Source organism: Ktedonobacter sp. SOSP1-52, assembly GCF_016587395.1.
In genome coordinates, this window is sequence record NZ_BNJH01000002.1 from 516,662 (window position 1) to 542,097 (window position 25,436).

Below are 25,436 nucleotides of genomic sequence, written 5' to 3' on the forward strand. Positions count from 1 at the left end.
AAAGGATATGGGCGCGGAACGCTTCTCTGCCGCAGATATGGCGCGTGAACGGCTGGCGCGCCAGGACCAGTTCGAGATCATGCTGCGTCGCCAGGGATGGCACCTCATTCGACACAAGCCAGTGTACACCGATCCACGCGTCATTCGCCTCTACCTCAACCAGGAGCTCGAACCCGACGAGCGAGCCAGGCGCTTCTACGAGTCGTTTGGCGATAACACCTTTCGCAAACTATTGCGCCATATCTTCTTCCACAAAAGTAGCTCCTATGCTGACCTCAAACGCATGTGCTCAGGAGAACAGAAGCTCGAACAAAACCTGGCACGCTTGCTGGAGGATCACCTGGTCACACATGATGGGATGCTCTATCACAAAAGTCCAGCCTACAAGCACATTGATAATCTGGGGCCAACACTCGAATGGTATATCGCTGAATGGTTTCGCGATTGGCTCCAAGTACCGGCGCGGCATGGCGTCGCACTTAAAGGGGTAGCGGACGGAGGCGACCTGGATGTTGTGGCCTTTGTGGATAGCATCCGTGTAATGGTGGAGTCTAAATCGGGTAGCCCCAACCAGATTACAGAGAACGAACTACGCCTGTTTCTACAGCGCGCAGCCGACTTTAATCCAGAGATCGCGGTACTTTTGATCGACACTGAGAGCAGTATCGACCGCCAGGTAGAGATACTCAACAAACTACGGGCAGGCGGTGACCCACTGACACCCCAGGACAACCACCACAGCCTCTTCTGGGGTGTGCGTCACATCTATGTTATCAATGCCCATCCTGGCCTTGGGGACGCGCTCTCGGCGGTGCTACGACTCTATTATTCGCGCATCCGCCACATGTCCTTTTTTCAATGAAGCATGAGAAAAGCCAGGGGTACCTGCCCTGACTTCTCCCGTTATTTGCAGGATGAAGGAGTACTACAATGATGCATCCGGGTCAGACGAAGAGTCAGCCGTCCCCTGAGCCTGCTGTTCCTGTATCTGTTGAAGCGTCTCGCGATACGCACTAAGCAAATCCAGTAACCCCAAGGCCTCCTGCGCGCTGATATCAAAGGCGATGCCAGAAATGTGCCTGAGAGTAACTCCCTGTTCCTGGACCTGAGCGCGATACCGTCCAATAATCGCTTCCATAAATCCTCCCATACTTCGCATAGAGCGAGCGGAGCACCTGCACCAGAAAGGGCCGCTCTTAAATCCAACTACAACAAACTCCCCACTCTATAAGACGAATAAAGTGGCGGAATTTAGCCATTTGATTTGATTAAAGTGTATTTTAATATTTCTGACTTATAAACTTGCTTTAGATGCACAAGAAAAAGCTTGCGCTTTACTTCGCAAGCTTAGTTCAGGGGCATGCTAGCAAAAACGATTGGCTATAGGATGGGCCAATCGTGACCGGCTGACTCATAGATGGCCTCTATGGTAGCCATATTCTCCAGAGTCTCGCTCAGGCTGCGTACTGGCTCCTGACCGTTGCGGATGCAATCGGCGAAGTGCTCGACCTCGATCTGGTATTGATCCACCATGGGGAATTTGCGCTCGTTCATCTGCCCATTCTTCATGGCGAAAACGATACCCTCCATATTGCGTGGCGTAAAGGGCACGGGAATGGTGATCGAGCCCTCGTCACCAATGATCTCCACCGACTGGCGCATGGGCAGCTCAAAGCTGGAGTCAATCAGGCCGTAGCGTCCCTCACCAAAGTCGAGAATAGCGTTCATCGCCATATCCACACCACCAAATTTTTCGACATGCACGCGCGCCGCAACGGAGACGGGAGGTTGACCATAGACAGCACGACAGAGATTGACGGTATAGCAGCCTACATCCATGAGCGAGCCGCCAGCCAGTTCGGGCTGAATACGAATGTTCTCCACACGCCCGCGAATATCAAAGGCAAAGGAGGCTCGCACCAGGCGCACCTGGCCAATCTCACCGGCCTGCACGCGCTCCAGCGTCCACTCAATCTGTGGATGGAAGCGATACATAAAGGCCTCCATGAGCAGACGATCATTGGCCTGAGCTGCCTCAACCATCTCGCGTGCCTCTTCCTCCGTCACGGCCAGAGGCTTCTCACACAGCACATGCTTCCCCGCCTCCAGCGCCTTAATGGTCCATTCAGCGTGCAGGCTATTGGGCAGAGGGATATAGACCGCCTCGATCTCTTCATCATCGAGAATATCCTGGTAGCTGCCATAGATGCGGGTCGTGGGCGAGAAGGCGTAGAGGTCCGCCGCGCGCCGAGGATCACGGCTCCCCACGGCGACCAGGATGCCATTGCGCGAGGCCTGAATGGCGGGCGAAACAGCTTTCGCGCCGATGTTGGCGGCACTGATCACCCCCCAGCGAACGGGACGGGTGTTAGCAGGCGACTGAGCTTGCTGCATAGTAACGATCTATTCCTTTCAGGTAAACCTATACCTCGGCGCCTACAACAAAGATGCGGTCGAGGGCATGGACGACTTCAACGGGAGCCTTATAGAGCTTGCTCAGGTTCTCGCTGGTAATCACCTCGCCAGGCGTCCCAATCAAGCTCTGCCCATTCGCGATATAGACAATGCGGTCCAGCACTGGCAGGAGCGGATTGACATCGTGAGCGACGAGCAGGACCGTAACGCCACGCGAGCGGCAGACGTTGCCCACGAGGGTAACAATATCTTGCTGACGCGCGATATCGAGGCTGGCCAGGGGTTCGTCTAAAAGCAGGATACGAGGATTAGTTAACAGAGCCTGGGCGATCAAGAGGCGCTGCTGCTCGCCACCAGAGAGCTGGCCAACAGGGGCATTGGCATAGCGCCGGGCATCGACCTCTTCAAGCGCCTGGTCAATGATAGTGTCGCGCTTACGGCTGGGCAGGCCAAAGCCCCAGCGGTTTCCATCCAGGCCGAAACCTACCAGGTCGCGGGCGCGCAGGGCCAGGTCGCCCTCAACCGTACGATGCTGAGGAGCATAACCGATCTCTTTATTGCCGCTACGAGGCGCACGACCCAGCACGCGAATCTCGCCAGCAGTGGGTTGAATAAGCCCCAGCAGCATCTTGAACAGGGTACTCTTACCTGCCCCGTTCGGACCTAGCACGACAACAAACTCCCCCTGCTGGATAGCCATATTGGCATCTCGTAAAATAACACGCTTGCCAAAGGATAAAGCAACGTGCTGCAAAGTAATAACTGGCTCCGCTATCGTCACGTCTCATACTCCCACACATAGTTCTAACTGATACATTGTCTCTCTAGCCATAGTAACACATGGGCAGAGGAAGGTCAACAAACGGGGTTGTAGCCTTCGCGCAGCGAGCCAAGGCAAGACCTCAAAGGAATTTTGAAAGGCCCCGGCGGCGAGAAAGAGCTAAAGAAACTTGCGGTCATGCTAGATGTGTGTCTACAATAGATAAGTACCTAAACTACAATTAGAGGAGCTTAAGTAAACATGGCACAGACAAAATATGGCCATCAGATTCGCATCGGCGTACAGATGCACCCGCAGCATACCAGCTACGAGGACTATGCAAATGGTGTACGCCGTTTCGACGAGATGGGTGTTGATAGTATCTTTAACTGGGACCATTTCTTCCCACTCTATGGCGACCCACAGGGCAACCACTTTGAGGGCTGGACGCTGCTCACCGCCATGGCGACCCTGACCAGCCGCGCGAAGATTGGCTGCCTTGTGACCTGCAATACCTATCGCAATCCTGCTCTGCTGGCGAACATGGCCAAAACTGTGGACCATATCAGCAATGGGCGTGTTATTCTGGGACTGGGCGCGGGCTGGTTCGAGCGCGACTACAAAGAGTTTGGCTATGACTTTGGCACGGCTGGCAGCCGCCTCCAGGCGCTTGAAGAGGCCGTTCCCACCATTCTGCATCGCTGGGAAGTCGATGTGCCTAAGCCGATCCAGCAACCCATTCCCCTGCTCATCGGTGGTGGTGGTGAGAAGAAGACGCTGCGTATCACCGCCAAATACGCCGATATCTGGCATGGCTTCGGCGACGCCGCGACCTTGCAGCATAAAATGGAGGTCCTGGACAACTGGTGTAAAGAAGTGGACCGCAACCCCAACGAGATTGAGCGCTCAAGTGCGGTCAGCACTGACTTCAAAGAAGAGGACCTGGACGCTCTCGTAGAGACGGGTGTCACGCATCTCATCATGGGTATGCAGACTCCCTGGAACTATGAGGCAGTCGAGCGCCTCATTCGCTGGCGCGACAGCCGCCAGGGCCGCTAAAAAGCAGAAATCGATGAATGAAGGGGTGGAAATGCCTGCGGCATTTCCACCCCTTCATTCATCCTTGAAGACGCCATAAGCGAGGCATTCTTCGGCATACGGAGGTAGATGCGCAAGAATAAGGCATTATGAGTTACTTTCCTCTGCTTGGGAACGTGTAGATAACGTGCTCAAAGAGTAGATCTTTGCTCTTTGCACTCATGTTGTTTTTTACAGGGCCTACGACAGTTCTCGAAAGAGAGGAGTTTATTATGGTCTGGACAACAAATCGTATTGTCGCACTTGCATTGGGCGTCGTCTTTACGCTTATCGGTATTGTTGGCTTCTTTATTCCAGCCGAGAATAGTACAGGTGTACAAGCCTTGTTTGGCATCTTCGACGTTGACACTGTTCACAACATTATTCACCTTGTGACCGGTGTGCTTGGCATTGCCGCGGCATTTACGGGACAGTCGCGGATCTTCAACCAGGTTTTTGGTATTGTCTATGCACTGCTTGGTCTGGTGGGCCTCATTCCGGCATTGTACCTGCCTGCAGGCTCATATGGACACGACAATGGCCTCTTCTTGGGTCTGACCCACATCAACGCCGCTGACCATATTCTGCACATTGTTGTTGGTGTCGTGGCCGCCGCAGTTGGCTTCTTTGTGAGAGATACAACCACCTACACCACTCCAACCGATACAGTAGCCTCCTAAGCTTATGGAAAGCGAAAGAGCACGATAGCGAGAAGTGGTCCAGGTTTCCGAGGAAACCTGGACCACTTCTCGCTAGAACAACCTATTTGACCGTTGGGACTGGAGACGGCTCAACCCCAGAGAGACGGGCGGCAAAATGCCCAAAGATGGGAATCTTGTAGTATTTTCCGCTTGCCGCCATCGCGATACAGAGCAGCCAGCCAACAAAGGCCACGACATTGATGAGCAGAAAGGCCAGGAAGATTCCCAGGGCAAAGAAGCCATGAGCATAAGGGACATGGCTCCAGATGCGCAAGCCAAAGCCGCCAAACACAAACATAAAGAAGTCGGCAATGTTGAGAAAGCCGAAGAAGAGCAGGGATTGCAGGGCATGGAAGCGCACATATTTGTTCTCGAAGCCGAAGAAGAGCAGCAACAGGCCCGAGAACCAGCCCCCTAGATAGCTGAGCACAGCCGCGAAACGCGAGCCACTGGACTCACCCACCTTTATAAAGACCGGCTGCCAGCCGTAGAGAACATAGCCCTGTTGCCCCGCTGGCGGGGCAGTGGTTGCATCACCTGGGGGCCATCAAACGCTGGACGTGGTGACTCATGCGAGGGAGGAAGGTCACGCATTGTCTGATTCATGGGTGGCACATGGCTCTGATCGATTGGCTCTGGCTGGAGATGCTCCGCTTCGCTCGCATAACCGCTTTCATACATATGCTGGGCTGACGCGCTTTCGCGATATGAGTTTTGTTCCCAAGACATACAATTTGCTCCTGATATTTATATGAATCTGATGTACAAGATTTTGGCTTGACCACTCGCGCCTGCGGCGCTCGCTCTGGTTGGTGGTGCGGGTTGGCAGCCTGCGGCTGCCAACCCGCACCACCAACCAGGTCATTAATGTCTGTCTGGTGCATTGGTGAAAGTATAGTCTGGGGATGTCTCAGGTCTATCGCGAAGATGTCGCAAAATTGTCGCAATAAACGACAAAAAGCGGTAATTAAAAACCCGGGATAGTGCTTTGACTATCCCGGGTTTCTTGGGGGTGACCGATGGGGCTTGAACCCACAACCGCTGGAGCCACAATCCAGAGCTCTGCCGATTGAGCTACGGCCACCATATTGTGTGCGTGTTTCTCAACACGTCGTCAGTATACCGGAGCACTTGCGAATTGTCAATAGGTTTGCCGCACTTTTTTTACGATATCGAGAGAGAGAGAAAATCTGCGTCCCCTTGACAAGACCTGACTCCTGCCATACACTCAATTTCAAAGGAAGATCTATCAGAGTTGATAGCACAACCACACATAGCAGTGCCAGATATCGGCAAGCCAGTAGGCATTACAGAACAGGGCAAGAAAGATCTATCCCAAAAAGATTTATCCAGACAGAAAAGGATCAAAATGCTATGTCCCAGGGACCCAGAAGCTTATCGGAGGATACTAAGATAGGTCAGCAGCAGCCATACGAAACTGATTTGTCCCAGTTGCCACAATTGCCCCCAGGCATTGTTATTGCCGCTCCCTCTCAGACACCGCGGAGGCGCACCGCCTGGCCTGATGATATTGATGTGATCTTCGAGAAGGATCCAGCCTGCCGTAACATTATCGAGGCATTGACCTATCCTGGTCTGTGGGCTATTTTTTATCATCGTATCGCCCATGCCCTCCACAAGGTACACATCCCCATCTTGCCACGCCTCATCTCGCAGTTTGCGCGCATAATTACGGGTGGTATCGAGATCCATCCTGGAGCACAGATTGGCAAACGCTTTTTTATCGATCACGGCGCGGGTGTTGTCATCGGCGAGACGGCTGTCATCGGCAATAATGTGATGCTCTATCACCAGGTGACGCTGGGCGCGACCGGTTGGTGGAGACCCAGCCCCGGGCGTAAGCAGAAGCGCCACCCCTCCATTGAGGATGATGTCACGATTGGCGTAGGCGCGGCGGTCCTGGGTCCCATCACGATTGGACGTGGCAGCAAGATTGGCGCCATGGCGCTGGTACTCGAATCGGTCTCGCCGAATTCTGTAGTAGCCGCCAAACCAGCCGAGTTGCTGATGAAAGGGGGCGCTCCCCTTGAGAAGCACGAGGAGCTCACGCAAGGCTGGAACGGCGAAATGGATTATCAAATTTAATGTGTGAAGGGGACACCCCTTTGACCCCGCCCTCCGGGGGACTTTTCGCGCCTGCGGCGCTCACTTAAGAAGAGGTCAGATGAGGTTGCCTGGCGCTTTCAGCGCCAGGCAACCTCATCTGACCTCTTCTTATCAATTAAAGGGTAAAAGCGGTGTCGATGGCGATATTCCATCACTTCTTCTTATTGATTCACTCATAGGTAAGGATAGTGTTGATGGTGAGGTCCCAGAAGTGGGAGACGTTGAGGCTGTAGCCGACGCGGGCGTTGGGTGGGAGTTGGATCTTACCGTAGACATCGCAGATGGTGCGGCCAGCGCTCCACTCCCCTCCAGTCTCAATCTCAACGCGGATATCGTGGCCTTCGATGATGGCTGGATCGATGACGGCGGCAACAGCACAGGGATCATGGACGGGGGGCGCAGAGAAGCCGAAGACCTGCTCATAGGTATCCGCAAAGAAGGCCAGGAGATCGGCGGCGAAGTTGGCAACACGGCGTCCGGAAGAGCGTAGGCGGCGCATGATCTCCTTCGTTGCCAGCGCCTGGTGCGTGACCTCCAGGGGAACCATGGTAATGGGGCGACCACACTGAAATACCTTCTGTGCCGCTTCGGGATCAAACCAGATATTAAACTCGGCGGCTGGGGTCACGTTGCCCAGGCCGATGGCTCCCCCCATAATAGAGATGGCTTTGATGTTGCGGGCAATGTGCGGCGAGCGCTCCAGGGCTGTAGCAATATTAGTTAAGGGGCCGGTTGCCACCAGGGTAATTGGCTCCTCTGCTCTGAGCAGCAGGTCGATAAGCAGGTCGACCGCGTGCATACGCACCAGCGACATAACAGGTTCGGGCATATCAGGACCATCCAGGCCCGTTTCGCCATGAATATCTGCGGCAAAGCCGGGGGCGCGTACCAGGGGCTTCTCCATCCCTCTGGCGATTGGAATATGATGCAGGCCCGCCAGCGAACAGACTTTTAAGGCGTTACGCGAGGTCTTCTCGACCGTCTGGTTGCCCGCGACAGTCGTCACAGCCAAGAGTTCTAGCTGGGGATGATGAGCGGCCAGTAACAGCGCGATTGCATCATCATGGCCAGGATCACAGTCAAGAATTATTTTCTCTTTCACGCGTATTTCCCCTTCTTGCTTAATGGGATCAATGTCTTTCTTTAAGAACGCACCGCAGGTTCCCTCTTTGAATACTAGCACACAAGCAGGCAATAGCCCCATACAAAGCCTTTCACTCCTCCTCTAGCACCTGCCTCGGCACTCCAAGTCCTGGAGCCTCTTGCGACTTCACAGGGAGAGGGCCACAGGTGCGTAGGCGCTCTCAAGAAAGGAAATCTTCACGCTCCCTGCCACGAAAGAGGCCATAGACTTAGACCTATGCCCTCGACGCTCGCCCCCTGAACTTGTTATAATGGCCTTGCGAGAGGTGCTTAAGCAAGGCATTTCCTGAGTTTAAATGTAAGGTAATCTATTGGGGGTAAGCATTGGTTTCTGGCAATCTGCTTATTGGTCAATCGGGCGGCGCAACCGCCGTTATTAATGCGAGCCTCGTAGGCGCAGTCGAGGCGGCATTAGCAGACACGCGTATCGCTGGCATCTATGGGATGCATTATGGGATCGCGGGTCTATTGCAAGAAGACTTTATTGATCTGCGTCAACAAGATGCGGGCCTCTGGCCTCAGCTCCTACATACACCATCTGCCGCGCTTGGCTCGTGTCGCTACAAGCTACAAGAACAAGATATTGAGCGAGCTTTAGATATTTTTCGCCGTTACGATATTCGCTATCTCCTCTATATTGGTGGAAATGATTCCGCCGATACAGCCCATCGCCTGGCGCAGGCGGCCCATCATACCGGGTATGAATTTTACGCCATCAGCATTCCAAAGACCATCGATAATGACCTCCCTTTTACCGATCACTGTCCCGGCTATGGGAGTGCCGCGCGCTTCATCGCAGCGGCGACGCAAGACTCAACCATGAATACCCTCTCCATGCCAGGGCATTATCCCGTCAAGATCATCGAGACCATGGGACGCAATGCGGGTTGGCTGGCAGCGGCCTCAACGCTAGGCAAGCACGACGAGGCTGATGCGCCCCATATCGTGCTCATTCCCGAACAGGCCTTTCACGAGGAGCGCTTCTTGACCCAGGTTGAGGAGGAATATAGACGTTATGGCTATGTCGTCATCGTGGCCTCAGAGGCGTTGCGCAATGAGAAAGGGGAGGCACTGGGCGCAGCCGCGCAGGCGGGTGTCGACGCCTTTCAACATCCCTTGCTTAGCGGAACCGCACAGACTCTGGTAGAATTAATAAAGCAACAATTACATCTACGAGCGCGCTTTGATAAACCGGGCGATTTCCAGCGCATGTCTTCGCAGTACGTCTCGCCAACGGATCGGCAGGAGGCGTATCTTGTGGGACAGAAGGCACTAGAGGCGGTATTGCGCGGGGAGAGCGATAAAATGGTGACGTTGGTGCGGCATGATACGCCGGCCTATCACTGTACTACAGGTCTGGTTGAGCTTGGAGAGATCGCGAACGTGCAGCGCCTCATTCCTGATGCCTATTTTGATGCGAGTACAGCAATGGTTACGCGTGCATTTCACACCTACGCGCAGCCGCTCATCGGCGAGTCGCTACCGCGCTATGCACGCCTGGATACGACAAAGGTGATTTCATTATGAGCATACTCAAACGAGCTGTCGTCATCGTCTTAGATGGTGTAGGAGCAGGAGCCAATTCAGATAGTGCAACCTATGGAGACGAGGGAGCCAGTTCACTGGAGCACTGCGCGCAGGCCATCGGTGGCCTGGAGCTACCCAACCTGGGGCGCATTGGACTGGGCAACATCACGCCTATCCAGGGCACACCACCCCAGGAACAGGCCCTGGGCGCCTTTGGACGCCTGAACGAGACCGCCGCGGGCAAAGACAGCGTCGCGGGACACTGGGAGCTTATGGGGGCCGTTCTCCAGCGACCGCTGCCCACCTATCCCCAAGGTTTTCCGGCTGAGCTTGTCGCTGCCTTTGAAGAGGCCAGTGGACACAAAGTCATTGGCAACAAGGTCGCCTCGGGAACCGAGATCATTAAAGAACTGGGCGAAGAGCATGTGCGTACTGGGCGGCCCATCCTCTACACCTCGGCAGATAGCGTCTTCCAGATCGCGGCCCACCAGGAAATCATTCCTCTGGAGGAGCTTTATCGCATCTGCCAGGTTGGACGTGATATGCTGACAGGCGAGAACGCCGTGGGCCGGGTCATCGCGCGCCCTTTTATTGGCACATCCGGAAATTTCAAGCGCACCGAGCACAGGCGCGACTTCGCCCTGGAGCCAGTCGGCACCACCTTGCTTGACTTGCTTAAAGAAAGCGGGCGCGATGTGATTGGCATTGGCAAGATTGAAGACCTCTTCGCAGGCCGGGGCCTGACCGCGCGCGATCACACGGAGACGAATCAAGAAGGGATGGCCGCGACCCTGCGCTGGCTTGAGCGAGACTTTTATGGTCTGCTCTTCGTGAATCTGGTAGAATTTGATATGTTATGGGGACACCGTCGCGATAGCCAGGGATACGCGCAAGCGCTACGCGATGTAGACGCATGGTTCGGCAAGGTGCAGCAGGTACTGCGTCCCGAAGACGCGATCTTCTTCGCCGCCGACCATGGTGTCGATCCCACCTATCGTGGTACCGACCATACCCGAGAATGTGTGCCCCTGCTCGCCTACGGCAAGCCAATTCGCGCCGGAGTAGACCTGGGAACCCGGTCCTCCATGGCCGACCTTGGGCAGACATTGGCCGAGAACTTTGGGGTTGGCCCACTGGCGGCAGGAACCAGCTTTGCGCGTGAAATCGGGCTAGCATAACGTGCCAGCAGGGAGTCCAGGCAAGCTTGGACCCTACAAACTGGCGGTCATACCACTTAGGGACGAGGACAAGGAACTTCGGAGAAACCATGACAGAACTACAACGCGACAATCGAGTAAGCAGCACACCTATTCTGCATGGAGAACGCATTACACTACGCCCACCAATGATGCAGGATGCACGCAACGTCTTTCATTGGGAGCGCGACGACGAGGTATGGCGCTTTGACCCACACCGACCCTACTCGCGCACCATGGCTGAATTTCTCCCTGTTTTTGAACGCAATTATGTGCGAGGAAATGGGCGGCAATTCTGGTTTATTATTGAAGATGAACAAAAGACGCCTATTGGCACCATTACATACTTCAATCTCGATTATCGAAGTGGCCAGGTAGAGGTCGGCCTGGGAATTGGCAATAAACAGAGTTGGGGCAAGGGATATGGGCGCGAGGCGATTTACACACTCGTCAATCATCTCTTTACCCTACCCTTCCTGGCACGCATCTATGCGGAGACGGCTCTTGCCAATCTTCCAGCACGAAAGGCCTTCACCCGTAGCCACTTTACCGAGGTCGGACAGATCTATGATCCGCGCAGTTCTGGCGATCCCTGGGTTCTTGTGGAAATCCTACGCCATGACTGGGAGCGCCTATATACTAAGCAAACCCCCAAATAGACCCAACACGATGGAGAGGTCTGACATCCAGGCCAATATGCTCCGACGTGATAGATAGAGAAAGGAGACGTGCAGGACAAATCCATACTACCTCCCTGCACGGCACAATTATGAGTACAAAGACTAATGTCAACCCCGCCATCTTCGGGGCCTATGACATCCGAGGCATCTACGGCGAGGCCCTCACTGATGAGGCCGTCTATGCAATCGGACGCGCGGCGGGCCAGTATCTAAATGTTCCTGAAATCGCGGTCGGGCGCGACATGCGTCTCTCCTCACCACAACTGGCGGAGAACCTGATCCGTGGACTGACCGACCAGGGTGTCAATGTTATCGACCTGGGCATGGTGACGACGGACGCGCTCTATTTCGCCGTGGGTAAGTTTAATTATCCCGCAGGCGTCATGATCACTGCCTCGCACAATCCCGGCAAGTACAACGGCATGAAGTTCTGCCGCGCGATGGCTTATCCTATTAGCCGTGACACTGGACTAAGCGATATCCGCGACCTGGCCGTGAGCGGTGAGTTTGCCGAGCCTGCACACAAAGGCGAGGTCAGCCAGCGCGACATCATCGACGACTATGTCCAGCACGCCCTCTCCTTCATCGACGTGAAGAAGATTCGCCCACTCAAGATCGTCGCCGACGCGGGCAATGGCATGGCGGGCCTGGTGCTACCACGCGTCTTCAAACACCTCCCCTGCGAGCTGGTTCCCCTCTACTTTGAGCTGGATGGCTCCTTCCCCCATCATCCCGCCAGCCCAATCGAGCCAGAGAACATGGTGGATGTGCAGCAAAAAGTACGCGAGACGCATGCCGACATGGGCGTGGCCTTCGATGGCGACGCCGACCGCATGTTCCCCGTCGATGAGCATGGCGGCCTGGTCGATGGCTCCATGGTCACCCTGGCCGTGACTAACAGCCTGCTGCACAAATTCCCCGGCTCGACCATCCTCTACAACCTCATCGTCTCCAAGGCGGTGCCAGAACTGGTCGAGAAGCTGGGTGGCAAATCGGGCCGTACCCGCGTGGGACACTCCTTCATCAAGGCCCAGATGCGCGAAGAGAACGCCATCTTCGGTGGCGAGCACTCCGGCCACTTCTACTTCCGTGACAACTGGTACGCCGACTCTGGCCTGATCGCCTTCCTAATCATGCTGGAACTGGTCTCCGTCGAGAACAAGCCGCTCTCCGAGAGCATCAAACCCCTCGACGTCTATTACCGCAGCGGTGAGATCAACAGCACCGTCAGCGACGTCAAGGCCAAGATCGAGCAGGTCAAGGAATACTTTAGCAAGCAAGCCCAGTCGTTTGACACCCTCGACGGTATCAGCGCTGACTACGGCGACTGGTGGTTCAACGTGCGTGGCTCCAACACCGAGCCCCTGCTGCGCCTGAACCTTGAGGCAAAGACCCAGGCCCTCATGGAACAAAAACGCGACGAAGTCCTGGCCGTTATCCGGGGGTAATTACCTATTCTCAGCATAAAAAAAGCGCCGGGTAAACACCCGGTGCTTTTTTTATGCTGAGTGTAGACATATGATGGGTATCACTACGGGGAAGAGAGTCGAGAGGGCATACAAGCGCTTGCAGGCGCAACCCATCCTTGACACCTTTTCTGTGAAGTGCTAGCATAAACTTCAGTTGCATCAACCTACTCCTTGTCTCTCTTCTCCAGGGGGGCAGTCAATATGTGGAAGCAAGCGTATTAAGGAGCAATTATTTTGAAGATCCACGAATATCAGGCCAAAGAAGTCCTGGCTCGTTACGGCATTCCGGTTCAGCCCGGCAAAGTCGCACACACGCCAGAAGAGGCCGAAACTATTGCCCGCGAACTTGACGGGCCCGTTGTCATCAAAGCCCAGGTCTACGTCGGTGGACGTGGTAAGGCGGGTGGCATCCAGTTTGGCGACACTCCAGAAGAGGCTCGCGCCTCCGCGGCACGCGTACTGGGCATGAACATTAAGGGATTGACCGTAGATAAGGTTCTTGTAACCTCCAAGATCGATATTAAAGAAGAGTACTACCTGGGTATCGTGCATGATCGCAAGTCACAGACTCCTGTGGTCATGGTCTCGAAAGAGGGCGGTATCGATATCGAAGAGGTCGCTGCAACTCATCCCGAAAAAATTATTAAATATCCTATAGATATGCACTGGGGGCTGCGCCCCTTTGAGGCCCTCAATATCGTCACCGAGGCTGGACTCCCTACCAAGGCCCTCCGTCCCGCAGCCGCTATCCTCGCCAACCTCGCCAAGACCTATATTGGTTCCGACGCGCAACTGGCCGAGATCAACCCCCTGGCCCTGACCGCAGACGGCAAGGTCCTGGCCGCAGACGCGAAAATATTGATCGACGATAACGCGCTCTACCGTCAGAAAGAGATTGCCTCCTGGTCCGAGCCAGAAGACGCCAACCCCATTGAGTTCGAGGCCAAACAGGCAGGCCTGACCTATGTCAAGCTGGATGGTGACGTCGGTATCATTGGTAACGGTGCGGGCCTCGTTATGACCACGCTCGACATGGTCGCTCGCTCCGGCGGCAAGCCCGCGAACTTCCTGGATATCGGTGGTGGCGCCAAGGCCGAGGTCATGTATAAGGCCCTGACCTTCGTTGCACGCGACCCCCAGGTCAAGGGTATCCTGGTCAACATCTTCGGCGGCATTACGCGTGGTGAAGAGGTAGCTCGTGGCGTGATTATGGCGCAGGGAGAGCTGCCCAAGGGTATGCCGATTGTCGTTCGCCTCTCCGGCACAGGCGCCGAAGAGGGCCGAGCCCTGCTGAAAGACGCGGGACTCGACTGGGGTCAGGATATGCGTGACTCCGCGCAGAAGATTGTCGCCGCCATTAACGGGCTTGACAAGTAGAGAAGGGTAGCAGCAATGAGCATTCTACTGGATAAAAGCACGCGCGTCATCGTGCAAGGCATTACCGGGCGTGAGGGTCAGTATCACACCCATAATATGATCGCGGCCGGCACGACCGTTGTTGGCGGCGTCACCCCTGGTAAAGGTGGCCAGGAGGTCGAGGGCGTTCCCGTTTTTGATACCGTGGCCCAGGCCAAGGCCCGGACAGACGCCAATGCCACCTGTATCTTCGTGCCACCCGCGGGCGCGGCTGACGCCATCGAAGAGGCAGCCTATGCAGGCATCGAACTGATCGTCTGCATCACCGAGGGCATTCCAGTTGTGGATATGACCCGCGCGATCCTGGCGGTACGCGAGAAGGGCGCGACCCTGATTGGCCCCAATTGCCCAGGACTCTGCACGCCAGGCCATGGTAAGATCGGCATAATCCCCTACGGCATGTTTACACCCGGACCCGTCGGCTTCATCTCGCGCTCTGGCACCCTGACCTATGAAGTGGTCTCGCTGCTCACCAACGAGGGCCTGGGTCAGTCGACCTGCATCGGCATCGGTGGTGACCCCATCATCGGCTCAACCTTCGCGGACTACCTCAAGCGCTTCGACGAGGATCCCCAGACTGAGGTTGTCGTCATGTGTGGCGAGATCGGTGGTAGCGACGAAGAGGATGCCGCCGAGTACATCAGAACCCAGATGAAGAAGCCCGTGGTGGCCTTCATCTCCGGGCGCACGGCCCCTCCAGGAAAACGCATGGGCCACGCGGGCGCGATTGTCTCGGGCAATACCGGGACCGCCCAGGGCAAGGTTGAGGCGCTTCAGGCCGCGGGTGTTCCCGTTGCGGACACCATCTTTGATGTGCCAGCCCTTGTCAAAAAGGTTTTGAGCAAGTAATATTCCTGAAGGATACTCCTCGCAAAGGAGTATGCTATATATAGGTTACTCCGCGTGTAACTGCTGAGCGTGACTTCTCGCGCCTGCGGCGCTCACCATTGTAGAGGAGTGTCGTGGGTCCTGCCAGCCTTTGGCTGGCAGGACCCACGACACTCCTCTACATCAGTAGATCGCACGCTGGGCCAGATAATCTCATGTGCAACACATTGCTGGTTGATGATGTGCTGTGAGTTAGCAATACACAATCTACCAGAAGGAATGGACTTTATCCTATGACCACGGCCTTTATTTATGATCCAATCTTTTTAGAACACATTACGCCCGAGCAGCACCCAGAGCGCCCACAGCGCCTCGACGAGTCGATGCAGTTGTTGCAGGCCCTCAAGTGGTTTGAGCGTGATGACCTGGTGCAACTCCAACCGCGTGCCGCAACAGTGGACGAGTTGGCGGCAGTGCATGAGCGGGAGTATATCCAGGAGGTGGAGGCGGCTAGCAAGAAAGCGGCGGAAATAGAGGCCTCCGGTGGTCGCAATACGCAATTCTTCGCAACCGATACCTATGTCTCCGCTAAAACCTATGAGGCCGCGCTGAAAGCGGCTGGTGCCCCTCTGACCGCCATCGACGCCCTGCTCAAGGGCGAGATTAAAAACGCCTACTGCCTCGTACGCCCTCCGGGCCATCACGCGGTCGCAGAATCGGCGATGGGCTTTTGTATCTTCAATAATGTCGCGGTCGCCGCGCGCTACGCCCTGGAGAAGCATGGGCTGGAGCGCGTCATGATTATTGACTATGATGTGCATCATGGCAACGGCACCCAGGAGATGTTCTACAACGATCCCCGTGTGCTGTACTTCTCCGTCCACCAGGCTCCCTTCTATCCAGGGACCGGCGCCTCAACCGAGTTGGGCGAGGGCGAAGGCCTGGGCACAACGATCAATGTCCCCCTGCCAGCACGCACAGGCTTCCATGTCTATGACTCCATCTTCCGCCAGGTCATGGTCCCCGCCATGGATCGCTTTGATCCACAACTGATCCTTGTCTCGGCGGGCTTTGATGCGCACTGGGACGACCCAATTGGCGACATGTACCTCTCAACCGCGGCCTTCTACCAGTTGAACCGCGTCATTCTGGAATATGCCGAGAGGATCTGTGATGGACGCATCATCATGGTCCAGGAGGGTGGCTATAGCATTAGCGCGCTTGAGAACTGTGTCGCGACCTCCATCAATCAGCTCATGGGTGGCGAGGCCGCCATTGACGACCTGGGACCCGCCCCCGATATGACCTACCAGATCAATATCGATGTCTTGATCTCAGAACTCAGGCGCATCCATAACCTGACCGGCTATCGTGTACACCGTAAGCCAAAGCCAGATATTGAGCGCCTGCGCCGCGAGGTTAAGGGGCCGTCCGCCGACGAAGAGAAAGCTTGAGGACGCATGTCAACCGACTCCAGGCATATTCGGCTCTTAACACCAGCCGATGTCCCGCAGGTTGAGCGCCTGATTCGCTCCTCCGAATACATCTATCAGCGCTTCACCCCGGAGGAGCTACCACTCCTGATCGAGCGCTACCCGGCTGTGGGAGACCTGCACAACTCATCACTGCATGGCTTTCTCATCTCGCAGATCACCAATCCGCCTATTGCCTGGATAGGCGGATTTGGCGTCAGCTGGAGCGAGAGCAAATACTATATCTCCATCCTCGATAACCTTATTGAAGACCTCAACACACATCTGCGGGCGCGGGGGGCGCAGGCGCTGTATTATTCCGGCAATGACATGGAGCAGGACTGGCTCCGCCCCCTCCTGCTGGCGCGCGGGTTTCAGCCCTACTGCCAGCTCTATGCCTACGACAAGTATGACTATACGACGCCAACCTCCGGGAATACACGCGTCACCGTGCGCACGGCGCAGCTAGGAACTGGGCTTGAGGATGATACAGCCGCCCTGCTCGCTATCGAGGAGCGCTGCTTTGATGAGCTCTGGCGCTATGACGCGACGGCCTTCCGCGACATCGCCAATTCCCATCCCTACTTTGTCGTCGCCGAGCAGAATGGGCAGGTCGTCGGCTACCAGTTTAATACCGTCGAGGCCGACTATGGCTACCTGGTACGCATCGCGGTCCACCCCGCCTTTGAACGCCAGGGGATCGGGGCACGCCTGATGGCCGAGGCGGTACGCTTTTTCGCCAGTGAGCACGTCACACGCATCATGCTCAACACTGAGGAGCAGAACACCCACGCGCACCGCCTCTATGAGTGGTTTGGTTTTATTCGCCTGGCCCAGCGTGGCTTTGTGCTGCGCCAGGTGCTTTAGTTCGCCAGGTGCTCCCCTGGAGCGTGACTTCTCGCACCTGCGGTGCTCGCCAGAATAATGAGAGATGCGTTGCCCGCTGCCAGCCTTCGGCTGGCAGCGGGCAACGCATCTCTCATTATTCTGTATCTTTTTATAGGGGGCCGAGGAGGTAGCGCACGGTCAGGGGGGCAGCTTTGTTTTTGACGGAGAGCTGGAAGGGCTGGCCGGTCCTCACGTAGGGATAGACCTGCTGGTACGTGGTATCGTTCAGCAAGATATCATTGTCGGAGACGTTATTCTGCAAGCGCGAAGCCACGTTGACGACGTCGCCGATCGCGGTATAGTTCTGCATACGCTCCTGGGAGCCGATATTGCCCACCGTGGCCAGGCCTGTGTTGACACCAATGCCAAAGGAGATAAAGCGCTCCTGGGGATGGGTCTGCTGGTAGCCCTGCACGGCCATGCGCATCTTCCAGGCAGCGCGTACCGCGCGCAGGGCATGCTGCTCCTGTGGTAGGGGCGCGTTGAAGATGGCCATGACGGCATCGCCGAGAAAGGCGGTAATCGTTCCCTCCTCCTCCCAGATGGCCTCGCACATGATCCGCATATAGCGGTTAATCATATCCATCACGGCCTCGGGCGGCATGCTCTCGCTCAGGCGAGTAAAGCCGCGGATATCCGCGAAGAGGACCGAGATCTCTTTGGTCTCGCCACCCAGGTTCAGGGCATTCTTATCCCGAATAAGTTGCTTGACGACGTTGGGATGGACATAGCGCTCAAAAATACCGCGAATCTTCTTGGTCTCGGCCTCCGAGCGCTTGATCTCGGTACGATCATCAATCACCAGGGCCGCCCCGATATGCGCTCCTTGCGTATCGCGTAGTGACGAGACGTAGAGGTTCAGGCTAAAGGGGCCATTGAGGCGGTTGGGGATGATACAATTATCCACCGAGCTGGGAACGAAGGTTCCGTGGGCATGGAGTTCCGCGTGCTCCAGAGCGTTGCGTAAGAGGTCGACAACACCAATATGGGCGTGTGAGGCAAAGGCCTCGGTATAGTGCCGACCAATGGCCTGTGAATTATTTATTTGCAGAATCAGACCTGCGGAGGCATTAAACGTGGTCACATAGCCTCGGGAATCAATGGTCACAACGCCATTGGCGATAGAAGCAAAGATGTTATCCATGTACTGCTTGTCATCTTGTACCTGTTGAATGGCGCGGTTGAGGTCTGCGAAGAGGCGGGCATTATCGATAGCGATAGCGGCCTGGTTACAGAAGGCGACAAGCAGGTCCAGGTGTTGCTGTCTAAAGAGATTCGCGTTAATGCGACTATCAACATAGACCGCGCCAATGCAGTGGTCGCGCACCACCAGCGGCGCGCACATCATGGAGCGAATGCCAAAGGTCATGATGCTCTCATGTCCATTAAGCGAGGCGTCGAGCTTGGCGTCGTCGGAGACCAGCGGCTCCAAGGTAGTAATTGTGCGCTTGACCACTCCACGGCTGATCCCCGCAGTCATAAACTCGCTCTCGGGAATGGTACGAGCCTGCTTATCGCGCGCAATCTTGAACTCCAGGTCTTGCGTCTGCTGATCAACAAGCATGAGGAAGCCACGTTCGGCGCTGACGAACTCGATGACGCGGTCCATGACCAGGCGTAGGACCTCGTCGAACTCCAGGGTGGAATTCAGGGTGCGCGCGATATCGGCCAGGATCCCCTGTTCATCACGTTGTTTTTTGAGGAAGGTGATATTGGACTGTAATTCAGCACGTTCGCGCTCAAAAACGGCACGCGTGGCGGCAGTATTCCCTTTACTGCTGCTTGTAGAGAGTTGCTGGGTAGTCAAACGTTTGAGGGCCTGGCTGTTGCGCCCCAGTTCCAGGTCAGCCTTACGCGCAACGATCAGAGCATCCATTAACAAGCTCACACGTGGATCACCAGTCTGACCGGCATAGGTTCCCTCGACCGCGACTTCAAGCTTATGTGTATGCTCATGCAGCAGACGTGAAATGCGCATGAGCGATTCGCTAATTTCGTGTATATTGCTCATATCAAGCGCTTGTGTCACTCAGGTTCCTCCGTCTCTGCACAACCATGATCAGGTGAAATATGTACGCTTTCTGTAGAGAAGCTAATGGGAAAGGAATGCTACAACCTTGCTCGATGCAAAGGGCAGCCTAGACACAATTTACAGCTTGATTTACCAATAGCGAGGATCTTTTCCATTTCTTAGCAGTGCACAAAAATGATGGGTATGTGTACCACAAGAGGTAGCATATGCCCATCATTATAACACATCAGCGGGCGTGAACACGCGCTATTTTACAATACAGCCGCTTAAATTCCGTGCGTCTCCAGGTAGGTGCGAAAGGAGACGGGGGTAAAGCCAAAGTCGCGCTCGACGCTATTGATAGCCGTGGTATTGTCGAAAGAGAAAAGCGTCATGGCCGCGCGCGTCAGGGGTGGTTTGGGCAAGACGGCCTCCATCACCGCCGCGCCAATACCGACCAGGGGCATGGGGGCATAAATCTTGGGACGTGACTTTCCCATGGTCTTGAGTAGGAGATCAAACACCTCGCTAAACGAGTAGTACTCAGGGCCACCGATGGTATAGGTCTTGCCCTTTGTCTGCTCTGGCTCTTTGAGGACATACTCGATAACGCGCACAACGTCATCGACCAGGATGGGCTGAAACATAGTCTTGCCACCGCCAATGAGCGGCACCACGGGGGCGCTGGCAATCAGATCTGAGAGCCCTTTGATGAAAGGCGCTCCCTTGCCGAAGAGGACCGATGGCTGAATAATCGTCCAATCTAGTGTGCTCTCTTTCACCGCCTGCTCAGCCAGGTAACGCCCCTGCATATAGCTGCCAGGCTTATCTGGCTTCGTCCCCAGGCCACCAATCTCGATGATGCGCTTGACGTCCGCCTCCTGCGCAGCCCTCACTAAGTTACGCGTCCCCGTAACATTTGTCTCGTTGTAGTGGTTCTCCGCTGACTCTTTGCGATCAGCGGTCATAAAGGCCGCGTGCACAACGGTATCAATGCCCTGCAACGCCGCCTTGAGGGTCTCGGGGTGTATGGTCGAGCCTTCAACCAGCTCCACATTCGCGCCAGGCAGGCTCTTCTCCGCTTTTTTGCGATCACGCACCAGGCAACGAACCTGCTCTCCTTGCGCTGCCAGGCTCGTGACAAGGTGACTGCCAATGAATCCCGTGGCTCCAGTAACTAGTATCATATGTCCTCTCCTCGTGCCATGTTAACGCTCTCATCAATCGTAGAGTCCATGCAAGCATGGACCCTACAACTTACCACAAGACGCGCATAGAGGCGTTTTCAGGTGCGTCCTGGGCGCGAATCCTGGCGTGAAGGCCAGTTTGCCTGTCACATGGCTCCTCGTATTTAGTATAGCGAGAAAAGGGAGAACGAGGGAAGAGAGTCAGGCACTGGAATTATTCCTGAGTCTGGCAAGCAGAGGAAACATGAGCGTACTCAGCTACATGATAGAGAGTCTACCAGGCGCAAATGTGCTGGCGGGGAGGACGAGACGTACCGCGACGCCGTGAGATGGCTCGCTCTGTACGGTCAGGCTCCCTCCTACAATCGCCAGTAAGGCGCTGTGCGTCAGGAGACCGCCCCCGGTTCCCGTCGTTGTGTTGCTGGCGGAGAGGATGCCCACTCCATCGTCGGCCACAATCACTTCCAGATCAGGATCGCAAGAGGCGCTGAGGGTCAACTTAAGCTTGCGGTGGACGTCGGCACCACGCGCATGGCGAGCGGCATTACGCAAGGCTTCCTGGACGGCGGCGAAAATAAGCTCAGCAATCGCGGGAGGAACCATGTCATCAATGATACGCGCCGTCTCTTCGGGGACCTGCCACTCCACCTCGTCAAAGGACTGGCGAAAATCCTGCGTAATCAGCGTATGAATGGCCTGCATCATGCCATCACGCTCCAGACGGTGAGGAGCGCTAGTGACGGTGGCACGCATCATCGCTGCTAGCTGACGATGGGCATCGCTAATGATCGTTACGGCATCGTTGAAGGACTGCTCGGCCTGTTGAGAGCTGATCACCTCCTGGCGTCCCATGATGAAAGGACGCATGGTCTCCAGTTTGAGCAGGGCCAGGTGCATCTGGGGCAGAATCTCATCATGCAACACGCGCCGCTGCTGTGCGCCCAGAAGTTTCACATCGACCGTACGCCGCCGCAGGAGGCCCGCCACAGCCAGCATGGCCTCGTGGTCACGCAGGGTATCGAGAATACGCTGTCCACAGGCATGGGCAAGGTCCATATCTTCATCGGTAAAGCCCGCACCGTCTTCGCGCGGCCCCAGGTAGAGCTTCGCCACCAGACCCAGGTCATCATAGATTGGCACGACCCAGCAGAGGGCCTCGCGCCCCTGCAAGCGCAGTTGAATGCGATAGGCTTGCACTCGATAGGGTTTGCGCAGGCGGGTGGTACGCCTCTCATTCGGCACACTCACTGCTCTTTGTGGCGTGGTCTGTTGGCGTTCAAGCAAGGGGGTTTCCTGCGTCTCGGTCTCCTCTTCCTCGTGCCAGCGATAGCTAAAGCGACGCTTGATAGGTCCCGCCAGTACATCCAGGCGCGCGCACTCTACAGCCAGAACATCTTTACAGAGATGAAAGAAGAGATCCTCCATATTCTGCTCGGTTTTGCGCAGGTCCGTTTTAAGCCAGTGACTAAGTGTTGTGCTACGCAGGAAGGGACGGAGCATGCTGATATAGCGGTCATGGGCGGTATAGTTGCTCCAGGTGAAGAGGGCATAAGTACCGGTCGCAAGCGAAGTCAGAATCAAGAGACCGCTCACATTGCTGCGCGTAATAGCCACAAAGCACGCGATACCCACAGCCACCACACAGGAAACGATCACGATACCACGCCACTGCTCAAAAAAGCCACGGCGCGCCAGGGGGCGTTCGATCAAGATCCCATGCCGTACGACAGAATAGCCAATCAGGAGTAGAATACAGGCCACACAGCCAACGGCCAGAATATCGATGATCATCAGATTGAGGGGCAACATCTCGGCCTGGTGCCCGCTGACTGGTAAAGAGACGGGCTGTATTTTTCCATGTCGGAGCCAGTTGACCATGGACCAGACACCCAGCACCCCCAGGCTCGTCGTTAAGGCCACCATCAGCAGCGCGGCCAGGAGCAAACCAGGACGGGCCTGGTGCCACGAGAGCACAGGCTCCTCCAGTTGTTCCGCCTCCATCTTATCCTCCCAGAACGCATCGACAATATTGTTGCCTAGCGAAGCACTGCGCAGGCGCGTGCGCTTTCCAATGAGGAAGAAGAGAAGCACTTTGAGCAGGCGCGCCACCCTGCCTGGCGTAAACCAGGGTCCAATGGCACAGAACGTCACATAGACCAGAAACATGATGGGCAGCAGGACCAGGGGCGAGAAATAGCCCGTACTGGTGTCCTGGGGAATATCGTCATAGGCAAAGAGGCGGATCGACCTGGCGAAGGTAAAGGTCGCCTGGTTGAGTACAAGCAAGAGCAGGACACTGCCACCCAGCAGCGCGCTACAGAGTAGCAACAGGGGGCGGCGCCGCTCCCATTTGACATTGATTAGCGAGGCATAGTGCAGCCCGATCATAAACCAGATGTAGGGAACGCCCAGCGCAGGCAGCCAGATCAGGCGCCAGAGGGTATCCGCCGTGACCAGCGAGGCCGATTGGGCGTAGGGGCCAGAGATCAGTAGGGCATGGATAAAGAAGAAGAGCGCCGAAAGGATCAGCCCGACCACACCCACGCGCGCAATCATACTCCGCCGGTCGCCATTGAGCCAGACCGTGCAGGCCAGCCATAAGAAAGCCATCAGGTTAAAGATGGAGAGCGCCAGAGAAAATACATGTGTCAGTTGCATAATGTCAAAAAAACCGTTCGTGGTCATGGCTATACAGTTACTTGAAAAGTGGAACCCACTCGCCACGTCGATCCTGCACGAGAGGAGTGCCCTGCTCATCCCACATGATAAGTCTGTTCTGTAGGTAGATTAGGGTCGCCCGAGCGCGAGCTACCTTATCATCGACGGCATTCTCGCTCAGCCCCCAGGCGGCATAGATACGCCCATTGGTCCGGCTGACCGCGCGCTTATCATGCAGATTGAGGCGAGCGGCAATCTGCTCGTTGGTCATGCCCTGGGCCATCAGTTCAGCAACGCGGAGTTCGTTCGGCTCCAACAGGGCGAGTGGCGACTGCTCATCCAGGTCACGCACCTCCTGCACGCGGTCCTCGATCTCCGGGTCCACCAGGCTCCGTCCATTGACGGCATCCTTCAAAAGTGGCACCAGCATGCTGGGAAGCAGGTAGTTACTCTTGCGGACATAGGCATAATGCGTCAAGATGCCCGCGGCACGAAACTCACGATAGTATTCATCGTCATCCTGAATGGAGTAGAAGACCACTGGCATACGAGGTCGTTCACGGCGTATGGCCACGGCGGCGGCAACACCACTCATAGCGTTTCGCCCCACCTGGGGGTCCTGCAATTGCACATCCATCAAGATCACATCCATGTCGAGCTCAAGTGCCTTCGCGACCGCCTCACGACCAGTCGCGGCCTCCTCAACCACCTGGACACTGCCAGTTGCCTCTAATCCCTCACGTAGCGCCTTGCGCAGCGGTCCATGATCATCAACCAGTAACACCTTTATGCTTGACATTGCTTCCTGCCTTACTCATCGCGCATCACACAAATCAATGCGTCACCAGTATAACAAGTTTTGTGTCCCTCGCCCAGGGTTCGCGCGCAGCAAAATACGCACACAAGACACAGGGAGAGCGCGAACGCCGCTGAGATGGGACCTCTCTTTTGCGGTGAGATGGCATTCGCGCTCTTGACTAAGATAAGGCCTACAGGGTGTTCAAGCGGGGCTAATAGCCCAGAGTATCCTCAAAAGTTTGCGCGATGACCTGGTAGCCCGCGTCTTTTGAATGGATATCCTTGAATACACTACACATCCAGGTATAGGTACAAATGTTGGGATTGGGTGTGGTAGTGCTCCCAAAGCGCGAAAAGACATCCGCTAGTAGCCCATAGCCCGCCACATCCTGCGCCAGGTGCTGGTTGACGAGCTGGGTATAGGGCACGGAGTTCGGGCAGATGTTCTGGTAAGGATCGTAGTAGTTCATCAGCACAATATCCCCGGTCACGACCCCATTGACCGTCAGGGCAGCGCGGATCTTGGGCAGGATCACCTGTGTCAGGTTGACATCCAGTTGGGCGAGTTCGGCATTAAAACTGGCAACATCTGTGGCACAGGTCGAGGTATTGAGGCTGCCTTTGATATCGTTGGCGCCAATATCCAGCGTCACCGGACTGACCTTGCCAGGATTGAGGTACAGGTAGAGCAGGGCCGCGTCAAGTTGATCGCCAACATAGGGATACTTGCGCAGGTAGGAATAGGGGCATCCCCCCTTGATCATCGTCGTACTCGTCTCCCCGGGACAGGCAAAGTTCGCCAGTGATGTTGTCCCATGCCCCTTCAAGTTAGAGTAGAGATAGTCCGCATAGCCATGACTAAAATCCAGGTCGGGCTGGAAACCAAAGGCAAGTGAATCACCCACAGCAAGATAATGCTGTTTGGGTCCAACCAGGGTCACCTGCGCATGGGCAGAGGCAGCACCAACGGAGAATGTGAGAAACAATAACATGGCCAACAGCAAGGAGGTCGCCAGGCGGCGAAGAAGAAACTGTTTACGCAAAAAAGTCTTTTCAAGCACGTCCTTGTACTCCTGTCATATG

23 protein-coding genes and 1 tRNA gene are annotated in these 25,436 nt (G+C 55.7%); 12 read left to right on the top strand and 12 right to left on the bottom strand.

The annotated features are described in order from the left end of the window. Positions 1–7: 7 nt before the first annotated feature. A complete protein-coding gene (locus JMJ16_RS17945; RefSeq protein WP_201383670.1) occupies positions 8–862 on the top strand; it encodes a hypothetical protein in 855 nt (284 codons plus the stop codon). A gap of 63 nt (positions 863–925) precedes the next feature. Here the strand turns inward: JMJ16_RS17945 and JMJ16_RS17950 are convergent, their stop codons facing one another. From JMJ16_RS17950 to JMJ16_RS17960, 3 genes are all read right to left on the bottom strand, one after another. Further along, entirely contained in the window at positions 926–1,138 is a 213-nt protein-coding gene (locus tag JMJ16_RS17950) for a hypothetical protein (protein ID WP_201383672.1), read from the bottom strand. A 242-nt stretch (positions 1,139–1,380) separates the two neighbouring features. Further along, positions 1,381–2,394 carry a Gfo/Idh/MocA family protein gene (locus JMJ16_RS17955; protein ID WP_201383674.1) on the bottom strand — a complete coding sequence of 338 codons (1,014 nt, stop codon included), beginning with the start codon at positions 2,392–2,394 and terminating at the stop codon, positions 1,381–1,383. Positions 2,395–2,422: 28 nt separating this feature from the next. After that, positions 2,423–3,196 (bottom strand): metal ABC transporter ATP-binding protein, encoded by a 774-nt coding sequence (locus tag JMJ16_RS17960; RefSeq protein ID WP_201383676.1) that lies wholly within the window; start codon positions 3,194–3,196, stop codon positions 2,423–2,425. Between the two features lie 240 nt (positions 3,197–3,436). On the opposite strand from JMJ16_RS17960, the gene JMJ16_RS17965 reads away from it, so the two are divergent. After that, entirely contained in the window at positions 3,437–4,234 is a 798-nt protein-coding gene (locus tag JMJ16_RS17965) for an LLM class F420-dependent oxidoreductase (protein ID WP_201383678.1), read from the top strand. Between the two features lie 251 nt (positions 4,235–4,485). Next, complete coding sequence (locus JMJ16_RS17970; protein ID WP_201383680.1) at positions 4,486–4,932, top strand: DUF4383 domain-containing protein; 447 nt, start codon at positions 4,486–4,488, stop codon at positions 4,930–4,932. A gap of 82 nt (positions 4,933–5,014) precedes the next feature. Here the strand turns inward: JMJ16_RS17970 and JMJ16_RS17975 are convergent, their stop codons facing one another. From JMJ16_RS17975 to JMJ16_RS17985, 3 genes are all read right to left on the bottom strand, one after another. Next, positions 5,015–5,416 (bottom strand): DUF4870 domain-containing protein, encoded by a 402-nt coding sequence (locus JMJ16_RS17975; RefSeq protein ID WP_201383682.1) that lies wholly within the window; start codon positions 5,414–5,416, stop codon positions 5,015–5,017. 2 nt (positions 5,417–5,418) lie between these two features. Beyond that, on the bottom strand, positions 5,419–5,682 hold the full coding sequence (locus tag JMJ16_RS17980) for a hypothetical protein (RefSeq protein WP_201383684.1): 264 nt from the start codon (positions 5,680–5,682) through the stop codon (positions 5,419–5,421). Between the two features lie 278 nt (positions 5,683–5,960). Further along, positions 5,961–6,038, bottom strand: a tRNA-His gene (locus JMJ16_RS17985). A 289-nt stretch (positions 6,039–6,327) separates the two neighbouring features. Between JMJ16_RS17985 and epsC the strand changes: the two genes are divergently transcribed. Further along, positions 6,328–7,059 carry a serine O-acetyltransferase EpsC gene (gene epsC / locus JMJ16_RS17990; protein WP_201383686.1) on the top strand — a complete coding sequence of 244 codons (732 nt, stop codon included), beginning with the start codon at positions 6,328–6,330 and terminating at the stop codon, positions 7,057–7,059. A 190-nt stretch (positions 7,060–7,249) separates the two neighbouring features. Here epsC and JMJ16_RS17995 read toward each other — a convergent pair whose 3' ends face one another. Next, positions 7,250–8,182, bottom strand: coding sequence for a nucleoside hydrolase (locus JMJ16_RS17995; protein WP_201383688.1), 933 nt, complete (start codon positions 8,180–8,182; stop codon positions 7,250–7,252). Positions 8,183–8,547: 365 nt separating this feature from the next. Here JMJ16_RS17995 and JMJ16_RS18000 point away from each other — a divergent pair, with 365 nt between their 5' ends. The 8 genes from JMJ16_RS18000 (at position 8,548) to JMJ16_RS18035 (ending at position 17,678) form a co-directional block, all read left to right on the top strand. Further along, positions 8,548–9,750, top strand: coding sequence for a 6-phosphofructokinase (locus JMJ16_RS18000; RefSeq protein ID WP_201383690.1), 1,203 nt, complete (start codon positions 8,548–8,550; stop codon positions 9,748–9,750). Positions 9,751–9,752: 2 nt separating this feature from the next. Next, positions 9,753–10,928 (top strand): phosphopentomutase, encoded by a 1,176-nt coding sequence (locus JMJ16_RS18005; RefSeq protein WP_374229075.1) that lies wholly within the window; start codon positions 9,753–9,755, stop codon positions 10,926–10,928. 89 nt (positions 10,929–11,017) lie between these two features. Continuing rightward, positions 11,018–11,605 carry a GNAT family N-acetyltransferase gene (locus JMJ16_RS18010; RefSeq protein WP_201383694.1) on the top strand — a complete coding sequence of 196 codons (588 nt, stop codon included), beginning with the start codon at positions 11,018–11,020 and terminating at the stop codon, positions 11,603–11,605. Between the two features lie 110 nt (positions 11,606–11,715). Then, the gene (gene manB / locus JMJ16_RS18015) at positions 11,716–13,074 is read left to right on the top strand and encodes a phosphomannomutase/phosphoglucomutase (protein ID WP_201383696.1); all 1,359 of its coding nucleotides are present in this window, start codon (positions 11,716–11,718) and stop codon (positions 13,072–13,074) included. A 255-nt stretch (positions 13,075–13,329) separates the two neighbouring features. Then, on the top strand, positions 13,330–14,472 hold the full coding sequence (sucC, locus tag JMJ16_RS18020; protein WP_201383698.1) for an ADP-forming succinate--CoA ligase subunit beta: 1,143 nt from the start codon (positions 13,330–13,332) through the stop codon (positions 14,470–14,472). A 15-nt stretch (positions 14,473–14,487) separates the two neighbouring features. Continuing rightward, positions 14,488–15,360 (top strand): succinate--CoA ligase subunit alpha, encoded by an 873-nt coding sequence (gene sucD / locus JMJ16_RS18025; RefSeq protein ID WP_201368547.1) that lies wholly within the window; start codon positions 14,488–14,490, stop codon positions 15,358–15,360. Between the two features lie 272 nt (positions 15,361–15,632). Next, positions 15,633–16,793 (top strand): histone deacetylase, encoded by a 1,161-nt coding sequence (locus JMJ16_RS18030; RefSeq protein WP_201383700.1) that lies wholly within the window; start codon positions 15,633–15,635, stop codon positions 16,791–16,793. Positions 16,794–16,799: 6 nt separating this feature from the next. After that, complete coding sequence (locus tag JMJ16_RS18035; protein WP_201383703.1) at positions 16,800–17,678, top strand: GNAT family N-acetyltransferase; 879 nt, start codon at positions 16,800–16,802, stop codon at positions 17,676–17,678. A gap of 130 nt (positions 17,679–17,808) precedes the next feature. Here JMJ16_RS18035 and JMJ16_RS18040 read toward each other — a convergent pair whose 3' ends face one another. From JMJ16_RS18040 to JMJ16_RS18060, 5 genes are all read right to left on the bottom strand, one after another. After that, positions 17,809–19,710, bottom strand: a complete 1,902-nt coding sequence (locus JMJ16_RS18040; RefSeq protein WP_201383705.1) for an adenylate/guanylate cyclase domain-containing protein — start codon at positions 19,708–19,710, stop codon at positions 17,809–17,811. A 287-nt stretch (positions 19,711–19,997) separates the two neighbouring features. Next, entirely contained in the window at positions 19,998–20,897 is a 900-nt protein-coding gene (locus JMJ16_RS18045; RefSeq protein ID WP_201383707.1) for a complex I NDUFA9 subunit family protein, read from the bottom strand. A gap of 258 nt (positions 20,898–21,155) precedes the next feature. Beyond that, on the bottom strand, positions 21,156–23,582 hold the full coding sequence (locus JMJ16_RS18050; RefSeq protein WP_201383709.1) for a sensor histidine kinase: 2,427 nt from the start codon (positions 23,580–23,582) through the stop codon (positions 21,156–21,158). Positions 23,583–23,592: 10 nt separating this feature from the next. Then, positions 23,593–24,354, bottom strand: a complete 762-nt coding sequence (locus JMJ16_RS18055) for a response regulator transcription factor (RefSeq protein WP_007909040.1) — start codon at positions 24,352–24,354, stop codon at positions 23,593–23,595. A gap of 211 nt (positions 24,355–24,565) precedes the next feature. Then, complete coding sequence (locus JMJ16_RS18060; RefSeq protein WP_201383711.1) at positions 24,566–25,414, bottom strand: SGNH/GDSL hydrolase family protein; 849 nt, start codon at positions 25,412–25,414, stop codon at positions 24,566–24,568. Positions 25,415–25,436 lie beyond the last annotated feature (22 nt).